At 34.8% G+C, this 26940-nt stretch carries 22 protein-coding genes; 18 read left to right on the forward strand and 4 right to left on the reverse strand.

Annotated elements, in window-relative coordinates:
* The first annotated feature begins 36 nt into the window (after window positions 1–36).
* Window positions 37–492, forward strand: coding sequence for a DinB family protein (locus FJV36_RS02030; protein ID WP_158730334.1), 456 nt, complete (start codon window positions 37–39; stop codon window positions 490–492).
* A gap of 38 nt (window positions 493–530) precedes the next feature.
* The gene (locus FJV36_RS02035) at window positions 531–989 is read left to right on the forward strand and encodes a DinB family protein (RefSeq protein ID WP_158730333.1); all 459 of its coding nucleotides are present in this window, start codon (window positions 531–533) and stop codon (window positions 987–989) included.
* Between the two features lie 193 nt (window positions 990–1182).
* Here the strand turns inward: FJV36_RS02035 and FJV36_RS02040 are convergent, their stop codons facing one another.
* Window positions 1183–1926, reverse strand: a complete 744-nt coding sequence (locus FJV36_RS02040) for a DUF3298 and DUF4163 domain-containing protein (RefSeq protein WP_158730332.1) — start codon at window positions 1924–1926, stop codon at window positions 1183–1185.
* A 101-nt stretch (window positions 1927–2027) separates the two neighbouring features.
* On the opposite strand from FJV36_RS02040, the gene FJV36_RS02045 reads away from it, so the two are divergent.
* Window positions 2028–3173 (forward strand): cystathionine gamma-synthase, encoded by a 1146-nt coding sequence (locus FJV36_RS02045; RefSeq protein ID WP_144890282.1) that lies wholly within the window; start codon window positions 2028–2030, stop codon window positions 3171–3173.
* Between the two features lie 68 nt (window positions 3174–3241).
* On the opposite strand, the gene FJV36_RS02050 is transcribed toward FJV36_RS02045, so the two are convergent.
* Window positions 3242–4045, reverse strand: coding sequence for a glutamate dehydrogenase (locus tag FJV36_RS02050; protein ID WP_158730331.1), 804 nt, complete (start codon window positions 4043–4045; stop codon window positions 3242–3244).
* Between the two features lie 277 nt (window positions 4046–4322).
* On the opposite strand from FJV36_RS02050, the gene gdhA reads away from it, so the two are divergent.
* The 9 genes from gdhA (at window position 4323) to FJV36_RS02095 (ending at window position 16427) form a co-directional block, all read left to right on the forward strand.
* Window positions 4323–5666, forward strand: a complete 1344-nt coding sequence (gene gdhA, locus FJV36_RS02055) for an NADP-specific glutamate dehydrogenase (protein ID WP_158730330.1) — start codon at window positions 4323–4325, stop codon at window positions 5664–5666.
* Between the two features lie 117 nt (window positions 5667–5783).
* Window positions 5784–8072 (forward strand): T9SS type A sorting domain-containing protein, encoded by a 2289-nt coding sequence (locus FJV36_RS02060; RefSeq protein WP_158980803.1) that lies wholly within the window; start codon window positions 5784–5786, stop codon window positions 8070–8072.
* A gap of 54 nt (window positions 8073–8126) precedes the next feature.
* Complete coding sequence (recO, locus tag FJV36_RS02065) at window positions 8127–8840, forward strand: DNA repair protein RecO (protein ID WP_158980805.1); 714 nt, start codon at window positions 8127–8129, stop codon at window positions 8838–8840.
* 496 nt (window positions 8841–9336) lie between these two features.
* Window positions 9337–10314 carry a hypothetical protein gene (locus FJV36_RS02070; protein ID WP_158980807.1) on the forward strand — a complete coding sequence of 326 codons (978 nt, stop codon included), beginning with the start codon at window positions 9337–9339 and terminating at the stop codon, window positions 10312–10314.
* Window positions 10315–10475: 161 nt separating this feature from the next.
* On the forward strand, window positions 10476–11012 hold the full coding sequence (locus tag FJV36_RS02075; protein ID WP_158980808.1) for a YfiT family bacillithiol transferase: 537 nt from the start codon (window positions 10476–10478) through the stop codon (window positions 11010–11012).
* Window positions 11013–11128: 116 nt separating this feature from the next.
* Window positions 11129–11659 carry a MepB family protein gene (locus FJV36_RS02080; RefSeq protein ID WP_158980810.1) on the forward strand — a complete coding sequence of 177 codons (531 nt, stop codon included), beginning with the start codon at window positions 11129–11131 and terminating at the stop codon, window positions 11657–11659.
* 279 nt (window positions 11660–11938) lie between these two features.
* Complete coding sequence (ileS, locus tag FJV36_RS02085; RefSeq protein WP_158730323.1) at window positions 11939–15358, forward strand: isoleucine--tRNA ligase; 3420 nt, start codon at window positions 11939–11941, stop codon at window positions 15356–15358.
* A 6-nt stretch (window positions 15359–15364) separates the two neighbouring features.
* On the forward strand, window positions 15365–15745 hold the full coding sequence (locus tag FJV36_RS02090; protein WP_086453962.1) for a TraR/DksA C4-type zinc finger protein: 381 nt from the start codon (window positions 15365–15367) through the stop codon (window positions 15743–15745).
* Window positions 15746–15830: 85 nt separating this feature from the next.
* Window positions 15831–16427, forward strand: a complete 597-nt coding sequence (locus tag FJV36_RS02095; RefSeq protein ID WP_158730322.1) for a lipoprotein signal peptidase — start codon at window positions 15831–15833, stop codon at window positions 16425–16427.
* 83 nt (window positions 16428–16510) lie between these two features.
* On the opposite strand, the gene FJV36_RS02100 is transcribed toward FJV36_RS02095, so the two are convergent.
* Complete coding sequence (locus tag FJV36_RS02100) at window positions 16511–17074, reverse strand: 5-formyltetrahydrofolate cyclo-ligase (protein WP_158730321.1); 564 nt, start codon at window positions 17072–17074, stop codon at window positions 16511–16513.
* A 10-nt stretch (window positions 17075–17084) separates the two neighbouring features.
* A complete protein-coding gene (locus FJV36_RS02105) occupies window positions 17085–18065 on the reverse strand; it encodes a succinylglutamate desuccinylase/aspartoacylase family protein (protein WP_158730414.1) in 981 nt (326 codons plus the stop codon).
* A 126-nt stretch (window positions 18066–18191) separates the two neighbouring features.
* On the opposite strand from FJV36_RS02105, the gene uvrC reads away from it, so the two are divergent.
* The 6 genes from uvrC to FJV36_RS02135 all read left to right on the forward strand — a co-directional run bounded on the left by uvrC (window position 18192) and on the right by FJV36_RS02135 (window position 26933).
* A complete protein-coding gene (gene uvrC, locus FJV36_RS02110) occupies window positions 18192–19997 on the forward strand; it encodes an excinuclease ABC subunit UvrC (RefSeq protein WP_158730320.1) in 1806 nt (601 codons plus the stop codon).
* A gap of 33 nt (window positions 19998–20030) precedes the next feature.
* A complete protein-coding gene (locus tag FJV36_RS02115; RefSeq protein ID WP_158730319.1) occupies window positions 20031–22229 on the forward strand; it encodes a patatin-like phospholipase family protein in 2199 nt (732 codons plus the stop codon).
* A 181-nt stretch (window positions 22230–22410) separates the two neighbouring features.
* Entirely contained in the window at window positions 22411–23568 is a 1158-nt protein-coding gene (locus tag FJV36_RS02120; RefSeq protein WP_158730318.1) for a homogentisate 1,2-dioxygenase, read from the forward strand.
* Window positions 23569–23774: 206 nt separating this feature from the next.
* On the forward strand, window positions 23775–24935 hold the full coding sequence (gene hppD / locus FJV36_RS02125; protein ID WP_158730317.1) for a 4-hydroxyphenylpyruvate dioxygenase: 1161 nt from the start codon (window positions 23775–23777) through the stop codon (window positions 24933–24935).
* 292 nt (window positions 24936–25227) lie between these two features.
* Window positions 25228–25998 carry a DUF3108 domain-containing protein gene (locus tag FJV36_RS02130; RefSeq protein WP_158730316.1) on the forward strand — a complete coding sequence of 257 codons (771 nt, stop codon included), beginning with the start codon at window positions 25228–25230 and terminating at the stop codon, window positions 25996–25998.
* Window positions 25998–26933, forward strand: coding sequence for a tryptophan 2,3-dioxygenase family protein (locus FJV36_RS02135; protein WP_158730315.1), 936 nt, complete (start codon window positions 25998–26000; stop codon window positions 26931–26933). The genes FJV36_RS02130 and FJV36_RS02135 overlap by 1 nt, the downstream gene beginning before the upstream one ends.
* Window positions 26934–26940 lie beyond the last annotated feature (7 nt).

The raw sequence follows: 26940 nt of genomic DNA on the forward strand, positions 1-26940 counted from the left end.
ACGGAAAATGATTATTTTTATAGAAAAAATAAAAAAATGCATCAAACATTTGATATTGCCAAAGCAAGTAGAAAAGTGTTGTCACAATTTCTGGAAAATTATACTTTGGAACAACTAAATAAAATGGCTCCGGGATTTAATAACAATTTAATTTGGAATATCGCCCACATTGTGGTTACACAACAAAGGTTAGTTTATAAATTTTCGGGAGTGCCTATGATTATTTCTGATGAGTTATTCGAAAAATACAAAGGTGGAACCAAGCCACTTCAAGATGTTACACAAGCTGATGTTGAAGAAATTAGGTCATTACTTTTTGAAACTATAAATCAAACCGAAGCTGATTTTAATAATAGATTATTTAAAGATTATCAGGAGTATACCACCTCAATAGGTCTGACTATTAAAAACATTGAAGATGCATTATCTTTTAATAACTATCATGAGGCAATTCACATGGGCATCATTATGAGTATTAGAAAGTTTGTATAAGTCAAAAAATGATTATTTTTATAGAAAAAATAAAAATCATGAAGCAATTATTTGATGTAGCTACCACCAGTAGAAAAATGATTTCGAAATTCTTAGACGGCTATTCGCTGGATCAATTGAATGCCATACCACAGGGATGCAGCAATAATTTAATCTGGAACATTGGGCACATTATTGTCTCCCAGCAAATGCTAGTGTATAAACTTTCGGGTTTACCTATGTTAGTTTCAGAGGAATTGGTGGAGAAGTATAAAAAAGGAACCCGCCCAGAGGGGGATGTTACACAAGCCGAAGTAGACGACATGAAGGCCTTATTGTTTGCAACTATAGCGCAAACTCAACTGGATTATGAGCAGAAAAAGTTTGTTACTTACATGGAGTACACCACCTCTACCGGTGATCATATCCTGCAAAATGCCGAAGATGCCATGGCTTTCAGTAATTTCCATGAAGGCTTACATATAGGCAATATGCTCATCATTCGAAAGTTTATTTAGGAGCCATATCCCGCCATTCGTTTCATCTCTGGCCCAAAACCCTTTTTTTCTAAGGCATAAAAGGAGCTTCCTGTGGTCGCTCTTTTCTACCAAGAAAAAATAGGGTTTTGGGCCAGAGGATTTTCACTGCTGTCGGGGCTAGGGTATACTGCTTTGTTGATAAAGAGGTTTTCTAAAGCAGTCTGATCTTTTTCTACTTTAATTTCAAATAGGCTTCTATTGTTGCGTACCCCAACAATAATTCTTTTGGCCCATCGGCATAGGATGCTGCTTCGTAGGAGTTGTAATAAAGTAGTAATCCTTTATCTGTGTAAAAAATATTTTGAGGAAGATGAAATTTATCCTCTTCAAACATAAGTCCTGTAGCGTTTATCGATGCTGTACTAGGGATTTTGTATTTGGCTCTAAATTTCTTTTCGGCGAAAGCCATAAAAGCAGCCTTATCCTTAAAAATAGCTTCGTTTGTAATAGTCTTACCTGTTGATGGGTCAAACAATAAAGAGCGCAAACCTTGATAGCCATGAGCGCCTCCCGTATAGGTGTAATGATTGATTTCTAGATTCAAAATCCCTTTTGATTGATACCTTATTTTCCCCGTTACAGTAGCCTCCCAGCCAATAGTTTCACTTGGAAAATCTTTGTGTAATTTCTCGTAGGAGTCAATAAATGCAGTGGTTAAATCTTTATAATTTGTTGCTGCATATGGCTTTTCACCAAAGTAAACAATCTCTTTCAATACCGAAAATACTTTTTTGTTAATACTATCGGCTTCCACAGAATTGTCTTGTGCAACTGGAATTTTGATACTGATTTGTGGACAGTTTTCTTGGCAAGCAATCTTCGATTTTTTTTCGAAAGAAACAGAAGTAAAGTGAAGTTCCTTTGTACAACTAGTTAAAAAAAGGAATAGTACTCCAAAAACGAAATAAGGTTTCATTTGTAATTTGTTAATTATATACAAAGGTATCAACTTGTAGCTTGGTTAAAATAAATTAAAGGGTAAATTTGTGAAACATTTAGGTAATAAAATCAAACGATATGAAATTCAATACAAAGGTAATTCACGGTGGGCAACACCATGATCCAAGTACAGGAGCAGTTATGCCGCCAGTATATCAAACATCAACATTTGTACAAACCAGCCCAGGGCAGCCATTAAATCCAGATTATGAATACAGTAGGGCTGCAAATCCTACCAGAAGCGCTCTTGAAAACGCTTTGGCAAGTATTGAGAACGGAACTCGTGGATTGGCTTTTTCATCAGGATTAGCGGCTACTGATTGTGTGTTGCGATCTTTCAAAGCAGGAGACGAAATCATTGCTATGGATGATTTATATGGAGGAACGTACCGAATGTTTACGCGTATTTATAAAGATTCAGGAATAAAATTCCATTTTGTTGACATGAATGACTTGGAAAAATTCAAGTCGTTAATCAATGAAAACACAAAGATGGTTTGGGTAGAAACGCCTACAAACCCTTTAATGAAACTAGCCGATATTCAAGAAATTGCAAAAATCACCAAGGAAAACAACATTCTTTTTGCTGTTGATAACACTTTTGCAACACCATATTTGCAAAAACCACTAGACCTAGGAGCTGATATTGTAATGCATTCTGCTACCAAATATTTAGGTGGACACTCTGATGTTATTGCGGGAGCTTTGATTGTAAAAGATGAAGCACTGGGAGCACAATTGCATTTTCAACAATTTGCTACCGGAGCTACACTTGGACCCATGGATAGTTTTTTAGTACTTAGAGGAATAAAAACGTTACACTTGCGCGTACAAAGACATTGTGAAAATGGAGCTAAGGTGGTGGAGTTTTTAAACAATCATCCAAAAGTAAAAACAGTATATTATCCTGGATTACCGAGTCATCCATATCATGAAATTGCCAAAAAACAAATGAGTGGTTTTGGTGGAATGGTGTCTTTTACATTTGTATCAGGTAAAAAAGAAGATGCCATTGACTTTTTAGAAAAAGTTAAGGTATTTACTTTGGCCGAATCTCTTGGTGGTGTAGAGTCTTTAGCCAATCATCCAGCGTTGATGACACACGCATCTATCCCTGAAGATAAACGTAAGGAAATTGGAATTACAGATGATTTGGTTCGTTTGAGCGTAGGTATCGAGGATGCAGATGATTTAATCGAAGATTTAAAACAAGCATTGGCCTAATAAAACAAACCCCAAAACAGAAAAAAATGTTTTGGGGTTTATTTTTATAAGCATATTGGTTTTGCTAATTAATCTAAATAATGAATGTATCCTACATTAAACCAAACTAGCCAATCATTAGCTTTATTTTCTTTATAAATTTTTGGGTTAGGATTAAGTCCATCAACCCAATTGGAGAAATAATATTGAACTCGTAAATCGACCATCAAATCACCAGAATCGGTTAGTTTATATCGAGATCCAACGCTTGAAACCACAGACCAAACGGTACCTTGTTCCGATGAAAACCCGAAAGGACGCCCTTCAGATGGGGTTAAATATTTCGGAAAAGTAATGGAGGGAGTTCCGAGGGGACCTAGTGACGATTTAGCCTTAGTATTGTAGAAACTAAATTGAGCACCTAAAGTTATAAATGGAGCAAAACCTCCCGTTACAGCAGTAAAATCTCTGATGTTCCAAGGATAAAATTCAAGTTGCGTACCGATATTTGTTACTGCGGTATTGCCTGTCATAGCACGTAGTTGTTGCGCTCCAACTGAATTGTCACTTGGTTCAACATATTCGCCAAAATGTTGTAAATTGGTTTTATTAAATGATAATTCAGTTCTTAATTTAAAGTGTTGGTTAAAATAAGTTCTAGAAGTGTAATTATAATATTTGTCGTAGGTGAAGTTCAAGTAATGAACTAAGCCAATGCCAAATCCGCTGTTTCCTGCATTGGTAGACAAATCGGATCGTTCTCCATAATCAGACTGGAAAGCAACTGGTCCCGCAATTATTCCAACTTCGTGCGAAAAACCGTCGAATTGAGCATTTGAATAATTAGAAAATCCAAAAATGACTCCCAAAAAAAGTATTATTTGTCTGATCATTAGTGTGTAGTGTTTGCAAAATTATACAAATATATAAAAACCCCACTCATTTTAGAAAGGAAAAGCAAATTAAAAATAAACACTTAATTTCTTATTTACTTACGAAAGTGGTAATCAATAGTATTATTTCCATCCATCTTAAACGTAATTGTTTGAAATTGCTTAATAAATAGATAAATCTAAGCATAAAATAAAAAAACTGAGACTGCATATTTTTATAAAATGTATCTTTGTATATTATAACGAAATCGTTTTCTTAATTAATTACTTATATATTATGTTACTAAAAATAAATGATTTTATGGCTCAAGTTGAGGCCAAGAATCCAAATGAACCTGAATTTATTCAAGCTGTTAGGGAATTTGCTGAAACAGTCATTCCATTTATTGCAGAACAAAAAAAATACGACGGTAAAAACTTGTTACTTAGAATTACCGAGCCTGAGCGTTCTATCATTTTTAGAGTTCCTTGGGTTGATGATAAAGGCGAAATTCAAGTAAACAGAGGTTTTAGAATTCAAATGAACTCTGCAATAGGGCCATACAAAGGAGGAATTCGTTTTCACCATACTGTAAATTTATCAGTGCTTAAGTTTTTAGCATTCGAACAAGTTTTTAAAAACAGTTTGACTACATTACCTATGGGTGGTGGAAAAGGAGGTTCTGATTTTGATCCACAAGGTAAATCAGATGCTGAAGTAATGCGTTTTTGCCAATCGTTTATGACAGAATTGTGCAGACACATTGGGCCACAATTAGACGTTCCAGCTGGTGATATTGGTGTAGGAGCCAGAGAAATAGGTTATTTATTTGGTCAATATAAAAGAATCAGAAATGAGTTTACTGGTGTTTTAACTGGTAAAGGATTAGCATACGGAGGTTCTTTAATTAGACCAGAAGCTACTGGTTACGGTGTGGTATATTTTGCGGAGCAAATGTTAAACACTATCGGACAAAACATCAAAGGAAAAAGAGTATCTATTTCTGGTTTTGGAAATGTAGCTTGGGGTGTTGCCTTAAAAGTAAATGATCTAGGTGGAAAAGTAGTTACTATTTCTGGTCCCGATGGATATATTTATGATGAAGAAGGAATTTCAGGAGATAAAATTGACTTCATGCTTGAAATGAGAGCAAGAGGTGATAACAGAGCTGAAGCGTATTTGGAAAAATATCCAAATGCTGAATTCCACAAAGGAAAAAGCGTTTGGGAAGTGAAAGTAGATGTTGCAATCCCATGTGCTACTCAAAATGAGTTGAACGAAGAAGATGCAAAAAAATTAATTGCAAACGGAGTAATGTGTGTAACAGAAGCTGCAAACATGCCATGTACTCTTGAAGCAATAAAAGAATTCTTGAAAGCTAAAGTACTTTTTGCACCTGGAAAAGCTGCAAATGCTGGAGGAGTAGCTGCTTCAGGACTTGAAATGACACAAAACTCTATCCGTTTAAACTGGACTAGTGAAGAAGTTGATTCAAGACTTAAAGAAATCATGGTTGGAATTCATAATCAATGTAAGCAGTATGGTACAGATGAAGAAGGATATGTAAACTACGTAAAAGGAGCAAACATAGCTGGATTTGTTAAAGTTGCTGATGCAATGCTAGCACAAGGAGTGGTATAATACACTGCTTAAATTATAATAAACCTTCTATCGTGTATGCGGTAGAAGGTTTTTTTATGTAACAAATAGCCTTAACTTTCGTTTGTTTATATTTGTAAATCAATAGTGCTACAAAGGATGAAAAAGTTTTTTTCGCTTATTTTACTTTTTACAGGGATGTTTTTGGGTTTTGCCCAAAGTGACTTATCCTGGCAAGGGTATTTTTCGTATTCTGAAATTAAAGATCTTTCACAAGCCCCAAATGCTGTTTTTGCAGCTTCAGAAAATGCTTTGTTCTCTAAAAACACAGGTACAAATGTTATAAAAACAACCACTACCGTTGATGGACTCTCGGGAGAAACTATTTCTGCAATATATCATAGCACAGCGCTCAAAAAGACTGTCGTGGGTTATGAAAACGGACTTATTATAGTGATTAATGAGCAGGATGGAAGTATATTGAGAATAGTAGATATTATCAATAAGAAACTGTCTCCTACTATAAAAAAAATCAATCATTTCTTGGAACACCAAGGAATACTTTACGTCTCTTGTGATTTTGGGATTGTACAGTTTAACTTATCAACCATGCAATTTGGAGATACGTATTTCATTGGCGACGGCGGAACGGAAATGAAGGTACATCAAATGGCACTTTTTAATGGATATTTTTATGCTGCTACTGCCAGCGGGATAAGAAGAGCCTTAGCCACAAACCCTAATCTAATTGATTACAAACAGTGGGAAACGCTAACATCAGCCTCTTGGATAGGAATCACAACGCTTAATCAAGAATTGTATGCTGTCAGTGCTACAGGAGCAATCCAAAAGTATAATGCAGTTACAAATGCTTTTGTGCTATTTTCACAATTGCCAAAGCCAGCTATAGATATGAGAGTTGGGGCGGGAATTATGGTTGTGAGTACCCCAAGCACAGTATATTTTTATAACAGTCAAATGATTTTGCTTCGGGAACTAAACGCCAATCAGATTCCTGAGACCAACATCACCTTTACTTGCGCTACCGTAATTGGCGATACGGTTTATATTGGTACACAAGAAAACGGATTATTTACAACCACCCTTAATGCACCGTCCGTATTTGAAAATAGTACGCCCTTTGGGCCATTAAGAAATAATATTTTTGCTGTAGACCTCACGCCATCTGTGTTGTGGGCAGTGTACGGGGAATTTGCAGGGGATTACAATCCATATCCATTGGATAGCTATGGGATAAGTAAATATGATAAAAAAGGCTGGCTTAATATTCCTTATGAATCGGTATTAGGAGCGCAAACTATAGGTAAAGTGATTGTGAATCCAATAAACGAAAATCAAGTATATGCGAGTTCTTTTTTTTCAGGGCTGCTCAAAATTGAGAATGATGTTCCTAGTATTTTATTCAATCAAACCAACAGCGGACTAGAGTCGCTTACATTTGGAGGACCTAATTATATTGACATTAGAATCAATGCAACCGCATTTGACAAGTCGGGGAATTTATGGGTGACCAATAGTAGAATTAAAAATGGGCTTAAAGTTTTGCGTACCAATGGGCAATGGCAAAGCTATGCCATGGATAAAATTCTTGATGTGCCCGAAGAGAATAATTACGGTGCCATTGTAATAGATAAAAACGGTACAAAGTGGCTGGCTACAAGTGAAGACGGTGTAGTAGGATTTAATGAAAACGGAACCACTTTTAAAAAAATGACTGTGGGTGCAGATACTGGAAATTTACCCATTTCAAATGTTAGGACAGTTGCTTTAGATACTAGAAACCAACTCTGGATAGGAACATCAAAAGGGTTGAGGGTTTTGAATAACGTTAATAATTTCCTTACAGACATGCCTTTAAAAGCAAATCCTATTATTATCATTGATGACAATCTACCTCAAGAATTGTTGTTTGATCAATTTATTACTTCAATTGTTGTAGATGGTGCTAATAATAAGTGGATAGGAACAGCTGATGCCGGATTGTTTCTTGTGTCGGCAAACGGTCAGGAAACCAAATACCATTTTACAACAAGCAATTCTCCGCTACCCAGCAATATTATAAACGACATTGATATTAATGGAGTTACTGGTGAAGTGTTCATTGCTACAAGCAAAGGAATGATATCATTCAAAGGAGTTTCTACTAAAGCAAATGAAGATTTAAGTAAGGTTTATGTGTATCCTAATCCTGTTCGGCCAGATTTTCAAGGAACTGTAAAAATTGCAGGATTATTAGATAAAGCAAATGTAAAAATTACCGATGTGGGCGGAAACGTAGTACATGAAACTACCTCCGAAGGCGGAACTGTAGAATGGGACACAACTGCTTTTGGGAAATACAAGGTCGCATCTGGAGTTTATATGATTTTTATTTCGGCACAAGATGGTGTTGAAACTACCATTAAAAAAGTAATGATAATTAGATAATTTAGAGAGTTGAATTTTTCAATCTTTATATTTTTCAATCTTTAAATTAAAATTGTGCAAGTCAAAACCAAAGCTATTGTTCTTTCATCATTAAAATTTCAGGAGAAAAGCTTGATCGTAAAATGTTTTACCTTATCGCATGGTTTAAAATCATATTTTGTTCGGGATGCTTTTTCGAGTCGGAAAGCAAGTCAAAAAAAAGCTTATTTTCAGCCTTTGACAATTCTTGAAATTGAGGCCGTTCATAAAAACAAAGGCACTTTAGAAAATTTTAAGGAGATAAAAATCAGCTCTGCTTTTCATTCCATACACTCCGATATTTATAAGAGCACCATGGTGATGTTCATTTCAGAGATGCTGCACCATTCCATTCACGAAGAGGAAGAAAACGAGCCCCTTTTTACTTTCCTAGAAACCGCATTACACTGGTTAGACAACCACGATGAAATAGCTAATTTTCATTTAATACTATTATTAGAAACCACCAAATATCTCGGTTTTTACCCCTATACTTCGGATATGAACATGGCTTTTTTTGAAATGACCGAAGGTATTTTCACACCCTTTCACGCCATCAGCTCGCTTACGGAGCATGAAAGTAATTTGTTTAAAAAACTGATTGATTTAAAATTCGATAATAGTCAAAAAATCTTTCATGTCATAGAACGTCAAATCCTTCTAAAAATACTGATTGATTACTACAGTTTCCATTTAGACGGCTTTAAAAAACCAAAATCACTTGATGTTTTAAAAGAGGTTTTCTCCTAAAATCTTGGGCGTGCCCCTGCGTAAAAACTCTGGGTCAGGCTGTACGCTGTATCTTTTATTCCGTAAACTCCATAAAAGGATGCCGCTTCCATCCTTCACGCAAAACATATGATAAACGATACAAAAACAAAAACCTTGTAGCTCATTTTGTACTATTTGTTTGTATATTAGCTGAAAGAAATAATGCCGTTTGCAAGTTAAAGCAACTTGTTTTGGCTGTAGAATATGAAGTAGAGTTGCGTGAATTAAAGAGTTTGGCGCAAGTTTACAATCAAAATATTGCAGAATTATCTAATCCTGAAAATCAGTACCGTTGAGGTAAAAAATAAGTATCCTTTTTATGAAATTATTTCTAAATTTTTTGTTGTTCACAATAGTACTGTTTTTAAATACACGTATTTATGCTCAAAAAGAACAAAAATACAGCTGTTTATTTTCGCATAAATGCAGTAGTTATAGTGGACTCAATTTGCAGGACTCTGTAAAATCAGTCAATATGAGATTGACAAATCTAAAAGAAATCTTGTCTAAGGAAGAAGGTGCCAATATTATTTTATTTAATGGAGTTCGTCATAATTCTTACATAGAATTTGATAAATATGGTCGACTCCAAGCACAAATACCCAGTATTCCTGGAGAAAATTTCTTCGCACAAATAGATTATAGCAGGGCAGATAAGTACGTATATGATGACAAGGATTGGGATAAAAAGAGTAAGTATAAAACCGTATTAAAGCAACACCGCCCGGTATACAATCATAATTTACTACTAAAACTAAATCAAATAGAAGTTCCTGATGAAAATGAAGTACTTGAAGAAGAGGGTAAAATTTGGCAAGATTATGTTGAGTATGTATACAATTATATATATGATAAGTCAGATAGAATCATTGAAGAAAAAGAATATAATGTTGCTAGGTTAGGCAAAGAAACGCTGCATAAAAAATATAAAAAAGAGGATTTATTTACTCGTAAATTGTTTACTTATAATGACAAAGGACAGGTTGTAAACCAGAAAATCATTGCAGGTTTACATGGCAAAGATAGGTCATATATTGATATGGGAACTGATTGTGGTTTTTGTGAGGATTTACAATTACAGTATGCTTATGACCCATTAGGGCGTATCAACCAAGTCACAATGTTTGGTTGTGGAAAAATAGTTGCTCAGGAAGATTATATTTATCATCCAACCCAAGATTATGTAGCGACAGTGAAATATTATGTTACAGGTCCTGGAGAAATATCTAATCCTACCAAAAGGTTTATAAAGACCTTCAACGATTACGGAGATCTGATCAAAGAAGAGTTTCTTCTTGATGACCCAGAACAAGAATTACCAGTAAAAGAATACTATTATAGTTACGAGTATGACAGCCATAACAACTGGATAAAATGCAATATCTACATGGAAGGTACTCAGGAAGGAATTCCATCGCTGGTTGCAGAGCGCAAAATAGAATACTATAATTAAAGCCTGCAAAGAAAAGTAAGTAGGATTACCAACATCCTCTGCCTCAAACACGCTACAAGCAATTTGGACGATATGCTTAATTAAATCCAAACCTTTTGTTCTGCAGTAACGTAGGCGTTAATACTAAAAAAAAAGACACAATAAAGACACAAATTAACTTTATGAATATTGAGCTATTAAAATACCCTACAGGTAAGTTTGACAAACCTACATTAATAACGAAAGACGTTTTAAAAAAATGGATTTCTGATATTTCTACCTTTCCTCAGAGATTATCAAGCGAAGTCATAAATTTAACTGACGAGCAACTTGACACTCCTTACAGACCTGATGGTTGGACAATTAGGCAAGTAATTCATCACTGTGCTGACAGTCATATGAACAGTTTAATTCGCTTAAAACTTGCATTAACAGAGGATAAACCAACAATAAAACCATATTATGAAGATCGTTGGGCAGAACTGTCTGATAGCAAAAAGATGCAAATAGAACCGTCATTAAAAATGATTGAAGGTATTCACGAAAGATGGACCGTTTTATTAAACAATTTAGCAGAAAGCGACTATTCAAAAATATTTATTCATCCCGAACACGGAAAAGAGTTTAGGATAGACGAGAATATTGGAGTTTATGCGTGGCATTGCAACCACCATCTTGCTCATATAACTGAAACAAAGGCACGAAACAATTGGAAATGAGTATAAAAAACATTGTACAGGAAGAAACCCAAATTGCTTGTGGCTCGGGAACTTAATCCTTCATTGCCTTTTAATGAAGAAAAATAAAACTTAAAAGAAAATTAATACTACCAAAATTGACAAATTCCAGTAACATATTTTCTGAAATACAACTTTTAAATAATTCCATATTTAAAGTTTGCGGAATACAACTTGAAAACGTAGAGACGGAAAAAGAAAGTCAAGAGTATTTTGCTCATAATTTTGAATTGAACAAACAAAAAGTAAAATTCAGAATGGCGAAAATTACGCCAACCAAAACCGGGCAATTTGTGTCAATCTGGAAACGAAATGAAAAGGGTATAACAGAACCGCATAATGTTGACGATGAATTTGAATTTTACTTCATTGCTACGCGTCAAGCAGAAAGGTTTGGAGTTTTTATTTTCAACAAAACAGTTTTGAGCGAAAATAAAATTTTGACAAGCCCAAAAGGAAAAGGAAAACGTGGAATTAGAGTTTACCCAAATTGGAGCGTAACAGAAAATAAACAAGCGCAAAAAACTCAAAATTGGCAAACAAAATATTTCGTAGAAATTGGAAACAGTAATGAAATTGACTTAAACGAGTTAAAAAATTTACTGAAAATAGAATTAGAAAAAAACTAACGCCGCTAGTTTGTATTTGCAATCCGTGACCACAAGTTTTATCAAATTTGTAAAATCAGCGCACTCGTGATTCCGTTTTAGCTCTGAAATTATCAAAATTGTTTGGCAAACCAGTCAATGATTTTTTTGAATTAGAAGGAGATGAATAAAAGTGTTTTTATCTTTTTTGTCAAAATGCAAGTAAATCGATTTTGGCTTAAAGCGTAACTTTCGACCTACGACTTTCAACTTTCAACTTTAATTTACTACTTTCGCATTTCGATTAAAGAAAAGGATAAAATGAGCACAAAATTTACTGAATACAAAGGACTTGACTTGCCAACAGTGGCGTCAGAAGTACTTGCTTTTTGGAAGAAAGAAACTATATTTGAAAAGAGTGTAACCACTCGCGAAGGCAATCAACCGTTCGTATTTTTTGAAGGTCCGCCTTCAGCAAATGGATTACCAGGAATTCACCACGTGATGGCACGTGCTATTAAAGATATTTTTTGCCGTTATAAAACTCAAAAAGGGTTCCAAGTAAAGCGTAAAGCCGGTTGGGATACGCACGGTTTGCCTGTAGAATTAGGTACCGAGAAAGAACTCGGAATTACCAAAGAAGATATTGGAAAAACCATTTCTATTGAAGAATACAACGAAGCGTGTAAAAGAACAGTTATGCGCTACACGGATGTATGGAATGATTTGACCGAAAAAATGGGGTACTGGGTAGATATGGAAGATCCGTATGTGACCTACAAACCAAAATACATGGAAACCGTTTGGTGGATTTTAAAGCAAATCTACAACAAGGATTTGATGTACAAAGGATACACCATTCAGCCGTACTCTCCAAAAGCAGGAACAGGATTGTCCTCACACGAGGTTAATCAGCCAGGAAGTTACCGCGATGTAACGGATACTACTGTTGTGGCACAATTTAAAGTTCTTGAAGAAAGCCTCTCAGATTTGCAACGCATTTTTGAAATAGGACATCTTTTTGAAGATACTTTTTTCTTAGCTTGGACCACTACACCTTGGACTTTACCAAGTAACACCGCGCTTACCGTAGGTCCTAAAATTGACTATGTTGTAGTAAGTACCTACAATCAATATACGTTTAAACCTGTCAATGTAATTTTAGCAAAGGCATTGGTAAACAAACAATTTGCTGGAAAATATACAGAAGTACAAGAGGAAAGCGAATTGCTAAATTACAAAGAAGACGATAAAAAAATCCCATTCTTTATAACGGCAACGTGTAAAGGAGCTGATTTAGTTAACATTCAATACGAACAATTAATGCCATTGGTATTGCCGTATCAAAATGCTGAAAACGCTTTTAGAGTGATTTTAGGAGATTTTGTTACTACCGAAGATGGTACTGGAATTGTTCATACTTCGCCAACTTTTGGTGCCGATGATGCCAAAGTGGCCAAAGAAGCTACACCAGAAGTGCCGCCATTATTAGTGCTTGATGAAAACGGAATTCCGGTTCCATTAGTAGACTTGCAAGGACGTTTTGTACAAGGACTTGGTGGTTACTCAGGCAAGTATGTGAAAAACGAATATTACAACGAAGGTGAAGCTCCAGAGCGTTCCGTTGATGTAGAAATTGCGATTCAATTAAAAGAAGAAAACAAAGCGTTTAAAGTTGAGAAATACGTGCACAGTTACCCACATTGCTGGAGAACAGACAAGCCTATTTTATACTATCCTTTGGATTCTTGGTTTATCAAAATATCAGAGGTCAAAGATAGAATGTTCGACCTAAACGAAACCATCAACTGGAAGCCAAAAGCAACTGGAGAAGGTCGTTTTGGGAACTGGTTGAAAAACGCTAATGACTGGAATCTTTCCCGTTCAAGATATTGGGGAATCCCATTACCAATTTGGAGAACTGAGGATAAACTAGAGGAGGTTTTAATCGGTTCTGTTGAAGAATTGTACAACGAAATAGAAAAATCAATCGGTGCTGGTTTTCAAAAAGAAAATCCTTTTAAAGGGTTTGAAATCGGAAACATGAGCGAGGAAAACTATGATTTGATTGATTTACATAAAAATGTAGTCGACGAAATCACGTTGGTTTCGGCATCGGGTAAGCCAATGACACGCGAAACCGACTTAATTGATGTTTGGTTCGATTCAGGTTCTATGCCGTATGCACAATGGCATTATCCTTTTGAAAACAAAGAAAAAATAGATCAAAACCAAGATTTTCCAGCTGATTTTATTGCTGAAGGTGTGGATCAAACCCGTGGATGGTTTTATACCTTGCACGCTATTGGTACTTTGGTTTTTGATAAAGTGGCGTATAAAAATGTAGTTTCAAACGGATTGGTTTTAGACAAAAACGGACAAAAAATGTCCAAACGTTTAGGCAATGCTGCGGACCCATTTGAAACTTTAAAAGAGTACGGACCAGATGCTACGCGCTGGTACATGATTTCAAATGCTAATCCTTGGGACAACTTGAAGTTTGACTTGGAAGGAATTGCTGAGGTGCGAAGAAAATTCTTTGGTACTTTATACAATACTTATTCCTTCTTTAGTTTATACGCTAATATTGATGGTTTTACATACTCTGAAGCGGAGATTCCAGTACAAGAAAGACCAGAAATTGATCAATGGATTATTTCTGAATTGAATACTTTAGTTAAGGAAGTGGATGGCTTTTATGCCGATTATGAGCCTACTAAAGCAGCAAGAGCCATATCTGAATTTGTTCAGGAAAACTTGAGTAACTGGTACGTTCGTTTGTGCAGAAGACGTTTCTGGAAAGGCGAGTATGCGCAGGATAAAATTGCTGCTTATCAAACATTATACACTTGTTTGTTAACTGTAAGTAAACTAGGTGCGGCTATTGCTCCATTTTTCATGGATAAACTTTACAGAGACTTAACGCAAGCAACACAATCTGAAACGTTCGAGAGTGTACATTTGGCGGAGTTTCCAAAATACGTTGAAAACTTTGTTAATAAGTCGTTAGAGAGTAAAATGCAGAAGGCACAAACCATTTCATCCTTAGTTTTATCACTACGTAAAAAGGAAATGATTAAGGTACGTCAACCTTTGCAAAAGGTAATGATTCCAGTACTTGACGATAATCAAAGAGCTGAAATTGAGGCCGTATCTGACCTTATAAAAGCAGAGGTAAACGTGAAGGAAATAGTACTTCTTGATGATGCATCAGGAGTTTTGGTAAAGCAAATTAAACCAAATTTTAAGGCACTTGGGCCTCGTTTTGGTAAAGATATGGGATTGATTTCCAAAGAGATACAAGGTTTTTCTAAAGAGCAAATTGCACAGTTAGATAAAGAAGGAAGCTTGGGTATTGTAATTGCAGGAAATTCCGTAACTTTAACTTTAGAAGATGTGGAGATTACTTCGCAAGATATTGAGGGTTGGTTAGTAGCAAATTCAAATGGAATTACTGTTGCACTTGACATTACAATATCAGACGAATTAAGACAAGAAGGGATTGCTAGAGAATTAGTAAACAGAATTCAAAACATCCGTAAAGATTCAGGATTTGAAGTAACGGATACGATTAAAGTGCAATTAAAGCGAAATGGAATTTTAGAAGAGGCTATCTTGAAAAATGAAGCATACATAAAATCAGAAACATTAACGCACGATTTAGTTTTTGTAGATGATTTACAAGAAGGTACAGAAATAGAATTTGACGAGATAAAAACAATGATATTAATTTCAAAATAAAATACGATGGTAGATGAAGCTACACGATACTCTGACGCTGATTTAGCAGAGTTCAAAGAGTTAATACTCAATAAAATTCAAAAAGCACAAGCTGATTTAGATTTGATCAAAAGTGCTTACATGAATGATTTAAATAACGGAACTGATGATACTTCGCCTACATTCAAAGCTTTTGAAGAAGGAAGCGAAACCATGTCTAAAGAAGCAAATTCACAATTGGCAATTCGTCAAGAGAAATTTATCCGAGATTTAAAAAACGCACTTTTCCGTGTTGAAAATAAGACTTACGGAGTTTGTAAAGTAACTGGTAAATTAATCGGGAAAGAAAGATTGAAAATTGTTCCTCATGCAACAATGAGTATTGAAGCAAAGAATTTGCAACGATAAATCTCTTGTTAAACAAGATTTAACGCTCCATTGGGAGCGTTTTTTTTGATTAAATTGTTATTTTTGCGCCATTAAAATTTATAAAATGTCATTACGAAAAGCGTATCTTCTTATTTTTATCTTATTGATTGTTGATCAAGCTTCTAAAATCTACATTAAAACTAATTTTGTTTTAGGGGAAGAAGTAAAAGTGTTCAATTGGTTCAAAATTCTATTCATTGAAAATGAAGGGATGGCTTGGGGAGTTCAAATTCCAGGAGCGTATGGAAAATTGTTTTTAACTCTTTTTAGAATTGGTGCTGTTGGTGGTATAGGGTATTGGTTGTGGGATTCTGTAAAAAAGAAGAGTTCAAATTATTTGATTGTTGCTATTTCTTTAATTCTTGTTGGTGCTTTCGGTAATATTATTGATTCTGTTTTTTATGGAGTAATTTTTAATGACAGTCAACAGCAATTAGCTACAATATTTTCAGATCAACCTTATGGAACTTGGTTTCATGGTAAGGTGGTAGACATGCTTTATTTCCCTTTCTGGCACGGAACATTGCCAAGTTGGTTACCTATCTGGGGTGGGCAAGAATTTACTTTTTTCAACGCTATTTTTAACATTGCCGATATGGCAATTTCTACAGGAGTTGGAATCTTGATTTTCTTCAATAAAAAAGCATTTCAAAATAATTAATAACGGTATTCGTTTAAAAATATTGAATTTTTACAACCGCAAATTCTTGATTTATAATCTTAGAATTTGCGGTTTTTTTGGATCTAAAATGAAAAAATCCTGTTGGGATTTACAACATAATTCAAAGCAATATCATCTTCAAAAACACCTTCTATACTTTCTTCAGGTTCAAAAAAAGATAGTCCAATTTTGATTACACCTGGTTTGCATTCAGAGAGAAATTTATCATAAAATCCTTTTCCGTAGCCTACGCGATGCCCGCTTGTATTGAAAGCTAATAGCGGTACAAAAACGACGTCAATTTTAGTTGAGGGAACTTCAATTCCATCTATTGGTTCTGGAATGTTGTATTTATTTTTCCTGATTTTAGTGTTGTCTGTCAGCAGAAAATGAGTCATATTTCGAGTTTCAAAATCCGCTTTGGACACAATAATTTCCTTGTCTTTTCCAGATAATAAATGAAGAATGAATTCGGTATTGACTTCATTTTGTTCCGTTATGGGTAAAAAAATATGGAAGTAGTTTTTCTCCCAAATAGGAAGTTCGATTATTTTATTGGCAACAGCCAAACTCATTTCCTCTAGTTCATTTTCAGATAGAGAATTTCGTAAGGCTTTGTATTTTTGTCGTAATTCTGTTTTGTTCATTTCGATAATTTTATTCTCCTTCTTCGCCAAGAGCGTTTGATAAATGGTAAATGGCATCGCCTTCATAAACAATAGGGGAATGATTGGCATTGATGATGTAACCGTCGTTTGGAGCTTTTACTTTTCGTTCAAACTTTCCGTATGGATCAGTAATGGTGGCTAGGATAGTACCTCTTTTAACAAATTTACCTATTGTGTTATTATCGTGCAAGAGTCCTGAGCACTTTGCTCGTATCCATCCCGATTTTTCAATATAGATTGTTTTATGTTTTTGTGAAACTACGGTGTGTTTTGGGTCAAGCATATCCAGATGAGATAGTAACCGTATGGCACCATTAACACCTTCATTAGCAATAGTGTTATTGATATCAAGTGATTTGCCACCTTCAAATAAGAGCATTTTTACATCCATTTTCTCACTAGAACTTCTAAAGGATCCAGTTATGTTTTTAGAATATAATGTGAAGGGAGCATCAAATACATCTGCAAGAACTTTTAAATCGGGATTATTTTGAGCAATTCTAATTTGTGGAGCATTAAAGCGGCTTGCTCCACCGGCATGAAAATCGACAGCATAGTTTACAACTGGTAAAATTTCAGTGAGAATGTGATACGCAAATCGGCTAGCAAGAGATCCAGTTTTACTTCCTGGAAAAACCCGATTTAAATCCCTACCGTCGGGAAATTCTCTTGATTTATTAACAAAACCGTATACATTTATGATGGGTATACATATAATGGTACCTTTTTTTGGTTTGTTTATTTTTCTATGAATCAGTTGGCGTACAATTTCTACTCCATTGATTTCGTCACCATGAATTCCTGCAGAGAAGAGTACAACTGGTCCTTCAAACTTGGATCGACGGACAATAATTGGAATGTTTAATTTAGTAGTAGTGTGTAATCTTGCAATTTCAACATTGATGGTTTTATTTTCTCCGGGAGCAATGCTTTCGCCAAAAAGTAAGATAGGTGTTGTATTTATTTTCATCATAAACTCTTAAAATGATAAAAATAAGTATAATAACGCATTGAGCTTTAATTATTCAATAAAAATCTCATAAAGAATTTGATACCATTGATTTGTAATTAGCAATTTTGAGATTAACTTTGTTACATGACATCAGCAACATTAGCCCTTCAAATACAAACCTTGCCAGACAATCCAGGCGTTTACCAATACTATGACAAAGAGGGTAAAATATTGTATGTGGGCAAGGCTAAGAACTTAAAAAAAAGAGTTTCCTCTTACTTTAATAAAATCCACGATACTGCTAAAACAAATGTTTTGGTAAAAAAAATCGTGACCATAAAACATATTGTAGTTCCTACTGAAACGGATGCACTTTTGTTAGAAAATAACTTGATAAAAACGTTGCAACCGCGTTATAATGTATTGCTTCGTGATGATAAAAGTTATCCGTGGTTGTGTATTAAGAAAGAACCATTTTCACGCATATTTGCTACGCGTAGGATGGTTAAAGATGGATCGGAATATTTTGGACCTTATACCAGTTTCAAAACGGTGAGTACGATTTTAGAACTTATAAAAGAATTGTACCCGCTGCGTACCTGTAATTATGATTTAAGCAAGAACAATATTGAGAGCGGAAAGTTTAAGGTATGTCTCGAGTATCACATTGGCAATTGTATGGGGCCGTGCGAAGGGCATGAAACAATTGAAAACTACCAAAAACAAGTAGATGCCATTCGTGAAATACTGAAAGGAAATTTTAAGGAGAGCATGAAAGATTTTAAGCGTGTGATGACAAATTTAGCCGCTGGTATGCACTTTGAAGAGGCACAAAAAATCAAAGAAAAAATAGAGGTTTTAGAAAATTATCAATCGCGTTCTACTGTGGTAAATCCTAAAATCACCAATATTGATGTTTTCTCCATTGTGTCTGATGAGGCGGCTGCCTATGTTAACTTCTTGCAAATATCCCATGGTTCTATCATAAGATCACATACCATGGAAATCAAGAAAAAATTGGACGAACCTGACGAAGAGCTACTCGAATTGGCTATAATTGAATTAAGAGAGCGTTTTCAATTGTTATCTCGTGAAATAATTGTGCCTTTTCCAGTAGATCTGGGTGATAATATAAAAATAACCGTTCCACAACTTGGGGATAAAAAGCAAATTTTGGATTTATCCATCCGCAACGCTAAATTTTATAGAATAGAACAACTCAAACAATTGCAAATTGTAGATCCAGATAGACACACCAATAGAATTATGACACAAATGCAAAAAGATTTGCGCTTGCCCGTAGAACCAAGGCATATAGAATGTTTTGACAATTCTAATATTCAAGGTACAAATCCAGTATCAGCATGCGTAGTTTTTAAAGATGGAAAACCAAGTAAAAAAGACTACCGTCATTTTAACATCAAAACGGTCGAAGGGCCAGATGATTTTGCCTCTATGACTGAGGTGGTTTACAGACGCTATAAACGCTTGCTAGATGAAAACCAACCTTTGCCTAATTTAATCATTATAGATGGTGGTAAAGGGCAGTTGTCATCGGCGTTAAAAAGTATCGATGATTTAGGATTACGAGGGAAAATAGCCATTATTGGGATTGCCAAAAGACTAGAAGAGTTATTTTATCCTGGTGATTCTATTCCGTTATACTTAGACAAAAAATCCGAAACGCTCAAAGTGATCCAACAACTGCGTAATGAGGCCCACCGTTTTGGAATTACCCATCATAGAGACAAACGTAGTAAAGCTGCGCTAAATTCATCTATAGAAAGTATTCCAGGTATTGGTGAAAAAACCATGCTAACTCTTATTCAGCATTTTAAAAGTGTTAAAAGATTAAAATTAGCCACAGAAAAAGAAATTTCAGGCGTTGTAGGTGTATCAAAAGCCAAAAAAATTACCGACTTTTACCATACATCAAATGAAAATAAATAAAACCTTTTCTTAAAGGCGATAAATGGGTTACTTATGAATAAATTAACGCTTTTATTACTTGTTTTTTCAAGTGTACTTGTTTTTTCACAAGAGCAAAAAAGTCCCAAAATAGGTTTGGTATTAAGCGGTGGCGGTGCAAAAGGATTTGCTCATATAGGAGTTTTAAAAGTATTAGAGCAAGCAGGAGTTAAGATTGATTACATAGGCGGAACGAGCATGGGAGCTGTAATAGGTGGACTTTATGCATCTGGATATAATGCCACTCAAATAGATTCTATTTTTCAGACAACTAATTTTAATGAGTTGTTAAATGATTTTATTCCTAGATCTTCAAAAAACTTTTACGAACGTGGAAATGATGAGTCCTATGCGCTAGTACTCCCTTTTAACAAAATGAAGATAGGCATCCCCGAAGCTTTATCAAAAGGGATGTACAACTATAATTTATTGAGTAGAATTACTAGAAATGTGAGTACTATTAAAGATTTTACTAAACTGCCCATACCCTTTTTATGTATAGGTACAAATATAGAAACTGGTGAGCAAGTGATTTTGAACAAAGGCAATCTTGCACAGGCTATGATAGCAAGCTCTGCCTTTCCGTCCTTATTTGCACCTGTAGAAATTGATGGAAAAATACTTGTAGATGGAGGTGTTGTCAACAATTATCCTATTGAGGAAGTGCGTAAAATGGGCGCAGATATTATAATTGGTGTTGATGTGCAAGATGGACTTCTGGACCGTACCCAATTAAAAAACGCTACAAAAATCTTGGTGCAAATTACAAGTTTACAATCTACTGACCGAATGAAAAAAAACATTTCAAATACGGATATCTATATAAAACCAGATATTTCTCAATACGGAGTGGTATCATTTGATAAGGGAAAAGAAATCATAAAAAAAGGGGAAGAGGCGGCAACACTTGTTTTAGATAAAATTAATACCATTGTCAATCCAGTAAAATTTTACACAAAACCAGGTCTTAAAATAATATCAGATAGCCTCAATATCCGAAATGTAAATACAGGTAAACTAGACAATTATACAAAGGAATACATCATAGGGAAACTCAGATTTAAATCTGGTGCCAAGACCACATTTACTGATTTGCTTAGGGGGATAAACAATATAAATGCCACGCAAAACTTCAGCGCTATTTCATATTCGCTTGAAAAGAATCAAAACGAACTGGATTTAAACTTAAATCTAACCGAAAATGCTACAAAAACATATCTAAAATTTGGGTTGCATTACGATGATTTATTTAAAAGTGGTGTCCTGATTAATTTGACTCGGAAAAATGCAATTTTTAAAAATGATGTTGCCTCTTTTGACATAGTTTTAGGAGATAATGTTCGTTATAATTTAGATTATTATGTTGAAAATGGTTTTAATTTAAGTCTTGGATTCAAGTCGTTTTACAATCAATTTAGTAGAAATGTGTCTAATGATATAAGTCCTATAACAGCAAGTAATCCTGACATCAATTTTATAAATGTTGATTTTACGGACTTAACAAATCAAATTTATTTTCAATCTTTATTTGTTCAAAAATTTTTAATAGGTGGTGGTGTAGAGTTGAAATATTTAAAAATAAAATCTGAAACACTTGCCAATGTAGATCCTATTATTGACAATAGTAATTACCTAAGTCTTTTTGGTTATCTAAAAGCTGATTCTTTTGACAATAAATATTTTCCAAAAAAAGGATGGTATTTCTCCGGTGATCTACAAACGTATGTAGCATCATCAAATTATACGGGTGGCTTTCAACCTTATTCTATTGCAAAAGGTGATTTTGGGGTAGCAGCTTCTTTGTTTAAAAATGCCACCATAAAGTTCCAGACAGATGCTGGTTTCTCTTTTGGTCAACAAAGCGTCACTTTTTTTAATTTTATTCTCGGTGGATATGGTTTCAACATGATAAATAATTTTAAATATCTGTACGGGTATGATTATTTGAGTGTTGCCGGAAATAGTTATATCAAATCTACAGCAACTGTTGATTATGAGTTCTTGAAAAAGAACCACCTTAATTTTTCGGCAAATTTCGCTAATATCGGTGACCGAATTTTTGAATCGGTAGATTGGATTTCTATTCCTAAATACTCTGGATATGCTGTAGGATATGGTATGGAAACAATTATTGGGCCCATAGAAATCAAGTATACATGGTCTCCTGAACTCTCCAAAGGTTTTACCTGGTTTAGCATAGGCTTTTTATTTTAAACTTAAATTAATTCAAAAATAATTACGATATTTGTCATAATGAAAGCAAATTGGACAGGTTTATTAGCGCATTTACAATTCCTAATCAAGAGAAATCCGGAGTAGCGAATCAATTTTTGATTTAGAAAAAAAACCAAGCGTTACCGCTGTAATTAATTACAACTTTTTTAAACAAAAAATTATGCCACTATATCATAAACTAGGGACTTTCCCTCAAAAAAGACACATACAATTCGAAAAACCGAATGGAGGTTTTTATTACGAACAATTGTTTGGAACCGAAGGTTTTCATGGTCATGCTTCCTTATCATACCATGTGCACCGCCCTACGCAAGTTAAAGAAATTCTCAAATCGTATTCCGTTGAACCTAAAATAGCCATTGGTAAAAACATAAAATCTTTGTTGCTAAAAGGATTCGAACTAAAACCTGAAGATGATTTTTTAGACAGCCGCAAAGCTTTGTTAGTCAATAAAGACTGTACCATCGGTTTAGCAGCGCCCAAAAAATCTTTAACAACGTATTTCTATAAAAATGCCGATGCCGATGAAATGATTTTCATTCACAAAGGAAAAGGAAAATTGCGCACAATGTTAGGTAATATTCCTTTTGAGTACGGGGATTATCTTATTATTCCTCGTGGAATAATCTACCAAATCGAATTTGACACGGAGGACAACCGTTTGTTTTACGTAGAATCATTTGCTCCATTTTATACTCCAAAACGTTATAAAAACGAATCGGGTCAGCACTTAGAGCATTCTCCTTTCTGCGAGCGTGATTTTATTTTGCCTAACGAGTTAGAAACGCATGACGAAAAAGGAGATTTCCTTATCAAAATCAAAAAAGAAGGCATGGTGCATGAAGTGGTTTATGCCACACATCCTTTTGACGTTATCGGTTGGGACGGTTATAATTTCCCATACGGTTTTAGCATTCACAATTTCGAGCCTATTACAGGACGAGTACACCAGCCGCCACCAGTACATCAAACTTTTGAAACTGCCACTTTTGTAGTATGTTCATTTGTTCCTAGATTATACGATTACCATCCAAAATCAATTCCGGCACCTTACAACCATAGTAATATTGACAGTGATGAGGTCTTGTATTACGTAGATGGTGATTTCATGAGCCGCAACAACATAGAGCAAGGACACATAACGCTGCACCCAAAAGGTATTCCGCACGGTCCAGCACCGGGAGCTATGGAGCGCAGTATTGGTCACACCGGAACCGAAGAGTTGGCCGTAATGGTAGATACTTTCCGACCGTTGATGGTTACTGAGGAGGCCATGGGTCTAGACGACGGTCAATATTATAAATCTTGGGTTGAATAAATAAGTTTTTACCTTGGATTTCAGGAGCTATTTCCTGCTGTACGCTATATCTTTTTCTGATCTCGTTAAAAAAACGAGACCAAAAAAAGGATGCCGCTTCCATCAGGGCTAGGAGTACAGATTTCAAAACCATTTTAATAAAATCACAAATCAATTCTTTTAAAGGAAAGCAATCTAAAAAAAGAATTCAAAAACAAATAAATACCATGTCAAAAGAAGTAAAATCAGTAGAGTACGGACTAGAAAAAATATTTGAAGGAGCACAAGATTTCTTGCCGCTTTTAGGAACAGATTACGTAGAGTTTTATGTAGGGAACGCCAAGCAATCTGCCCATTATTACAAAACAGCTTTTGGATATCAATCATTAGCTTACGCTGGTTTAGAAACGGGTGTAAAAGACAGAACATCTTATGTATTAAAACAAGATAAAATCCGCATTGTTTTAACTACGCCATTAACGCAAGATTCACCTTTACATGATCATTTAAAAAAACATGGTGATGGTGTAAAAGTAGCAGCTTTATGGGTTGAAGATGCTACAAGTGCTTACGAAGAAACCATGAAACGCGGTGCGCGCTCTTTTATGGAGCCAACTGTCGAAGAAGACGAGTTTGGTCAAGTAGTTCGATCAGGGATTTATACTTACGGTGAAACGGTTCATATATTTGTAGAAAGAAAAAATTACAACGGGATTTTCTTGCCAGGATATAAAGAATGGAAATCAGATTATAACCCGGAGCCAACAGGTCTTAAATACATAGATCACATGGTAGGAAATGTGGGTTGGAACGAAATGAATACTTGGGTAAAATTCTACGAAGAGGTGATGGGATTTGTGAACTTCCTTTCATTTGATGACAAACAAATCAATACTGAATATTCAGCTTTGATGAGTAAAGTAATGTCAAACGGAAACGGAAGAATTAAATTCCCTATCAACGAACCTGCCGAAGGAAAAAAGAAATCACAAATTGAGGAGTATTTAGATTTTTATGGTGGGCCAGGAATACAACATATTGCCATTGCAACAGATGATATTATTAAAACAGTAAGTCAATTAAAAGCAAGAGGTGTAGAGTTTTTATCAGCGCCGCCACATACTTATTATGAGGCAATTCCGGAGCGATTAGGTGAGCACATGGGTATGATGAAAGAAGATATCAACGAAATTGAAAAACTAGCCATCATGGTCGATGCCGATGAAGATGGGTATTTGTTGCAAATTTTTACTAAACCGGTTCAAGATAGGCCAACCTTGTTTTTTGAGATCATTCAACGTATGGGAGCCAAAGGTTTTGGTGCAGGAAACTTTAAAGCCTTATTTGAATCAATTGAAAGAGAACAGCAATTACGAGGAACGTTATAAAAGTTAATTATTTTTACATATTGTGAAAAAATAACCATTCAACGACCTGTTTTTTATTAAATGTTGTGTTAAACTTTATTTTTTATAAATAAAACTGGATTTGTTAGCTACCTTTGCACTCGCAAAAAGGGAAGGGGTGGTTTCCTTCCTGATTTCATATAAATTTCATAGTTTATAGTTTTTTGGTTAGTTAATAGCATAAAAACTCAGTCATTATTTGACTGAGTTTTTTTGTTTTAATATATTTGGAATAAAAATTGTAATACGAGTATATAAATTTATACACTAAGAAATGAAAAAATTACTTGTACTCTGTATCATTGGTATCACCTTTGGTTTTTCCTCACCCCAAGAGGATGCCTACGCAGTAGGAGAGTTTTTTAAATTCAGAATTCACTACGGTATTGTTAATGCGGGTTATGCTACTCTTGAAGTAAAAGATGCTAATGTAAACAATAAAAAAACGTTTCATATTGTGGGGAAAGGCTACACTACAGGTATGTCACGATTTTTCTTTAAAGTAGATGATTTATACGAAAGCTACATTGATAAAGAAACAAGAAATCCATACCAGTTTGTTAGAAAAATTGACGAAGGCGGCTACACAAAAAATCAAGAAGGTTTTTTTAGTCAATCCTCTAATAAAGTAGTTGTAAAAGATTACAAAAATAAAACAGAAAAGGCACTCTATATCCCTAAAAATACTCAAGATATATTATCTACATTTTATTATCTTAGGAATCATCCTAATATTGATAAGTTAAATGTTGGTGAATCTATAGCTGTAGACATGTTTTTTGATGATGAAACCACAAAATTCAAGCTAAAATTTATTGGTCGTGAAAATATAACTACTAAATTTGGCGTTGTTTCTTCTATGATCTTTCGTCCATTAGTTCAATCAGGGCGGGTGTTTAAGGAACAAGAAAGTGTTACGGTCTGGATATCAGATGATAATAATAAAGTGCCGTTACGCATAAAAGCTAGTTTAGCTGTCGGGTCTATAAAAGCAGATCTAGATGCTTATAAAGGGTTAAAAAGCCCATTTAAATTAAAAAAATAATGAGTAATACAGAGGTTTCTGAAACTATTTTAAAAGAAATTGAACAAAAATATCAGGCTATTAATCAAAAAGTAGAAACCCAACTTGAAGGTTTGCTTTGGTCTAAACCTATAACCTATTGGGATTATATTCAAACAGATGCCTTGCTTGGTCTTCAAACACAACGTACCACCCTTCCAGATGAAATGGTATTCATCATGTACCACCAAGTTAATGAGTTAATCTTTAAAATGATTCTTTGGGAAATTAAGCAAATTGCATATCATCCTGCTATTAATAGTGAGTTTTTTACTGAAAGAGTCATGAGAATTAGCAGGTATTTTGACATGCTTACAACTTCTTTCAGTATTATGGGTGACGGTATGGAGGTGGATCAATACATGAAATTTAGAAATACATTAACTCCTGCCAGTGGTTTTCAAAGTGCGCAATATAGATTAATTGAATTTTCATCTACTGATTTAATTAACCTTATTGACAATAGATGTAGAGGATCAATAGATAGAGATACGTCTTATGAGCATGCACTAGAACATTTGTATTGGCAAGCAGCAGGCAAGGATTATCGCACGGGCAAAAAAACCTATTTGCTCGATGAATTTGAGAAAAAATACAAGAAAGAATTCCTGGCCTACATGGAGGAATACAATACCATTAATATTTGGCAAAAATTCAAACAGTTACCAGAGCTAGATCAGCAAAATCCAGAGTTAATCAAAGCTATGAGGCATTATGATCATACGGTTAATATTACTTGGGTGATGCAACATTTAAATACGGCTAAGAAATATATTGATCAAAGCGGTCAAGGAGATGGAGAAGCAACTGGCGGAAGCGACTGGAAAAAGTACATGCATCCTAAATACCAAAAGAGAATTTTCTTCCCAGAATTATGGAGCAGTCAAGAATTAGAGAACTGGGGAGTTGAGGTGTAAGTTGAAC

Source organism: Flavobacterium sp. I-STPP5a, assembly GCF_009764685.1.
In the GTDB taxonomy this organism is placed as follows: Bacteria; Bacteroidota; Bacteroidia; order Flavobacteriales; family Flavobacteriaceae; genus Flavobacterium.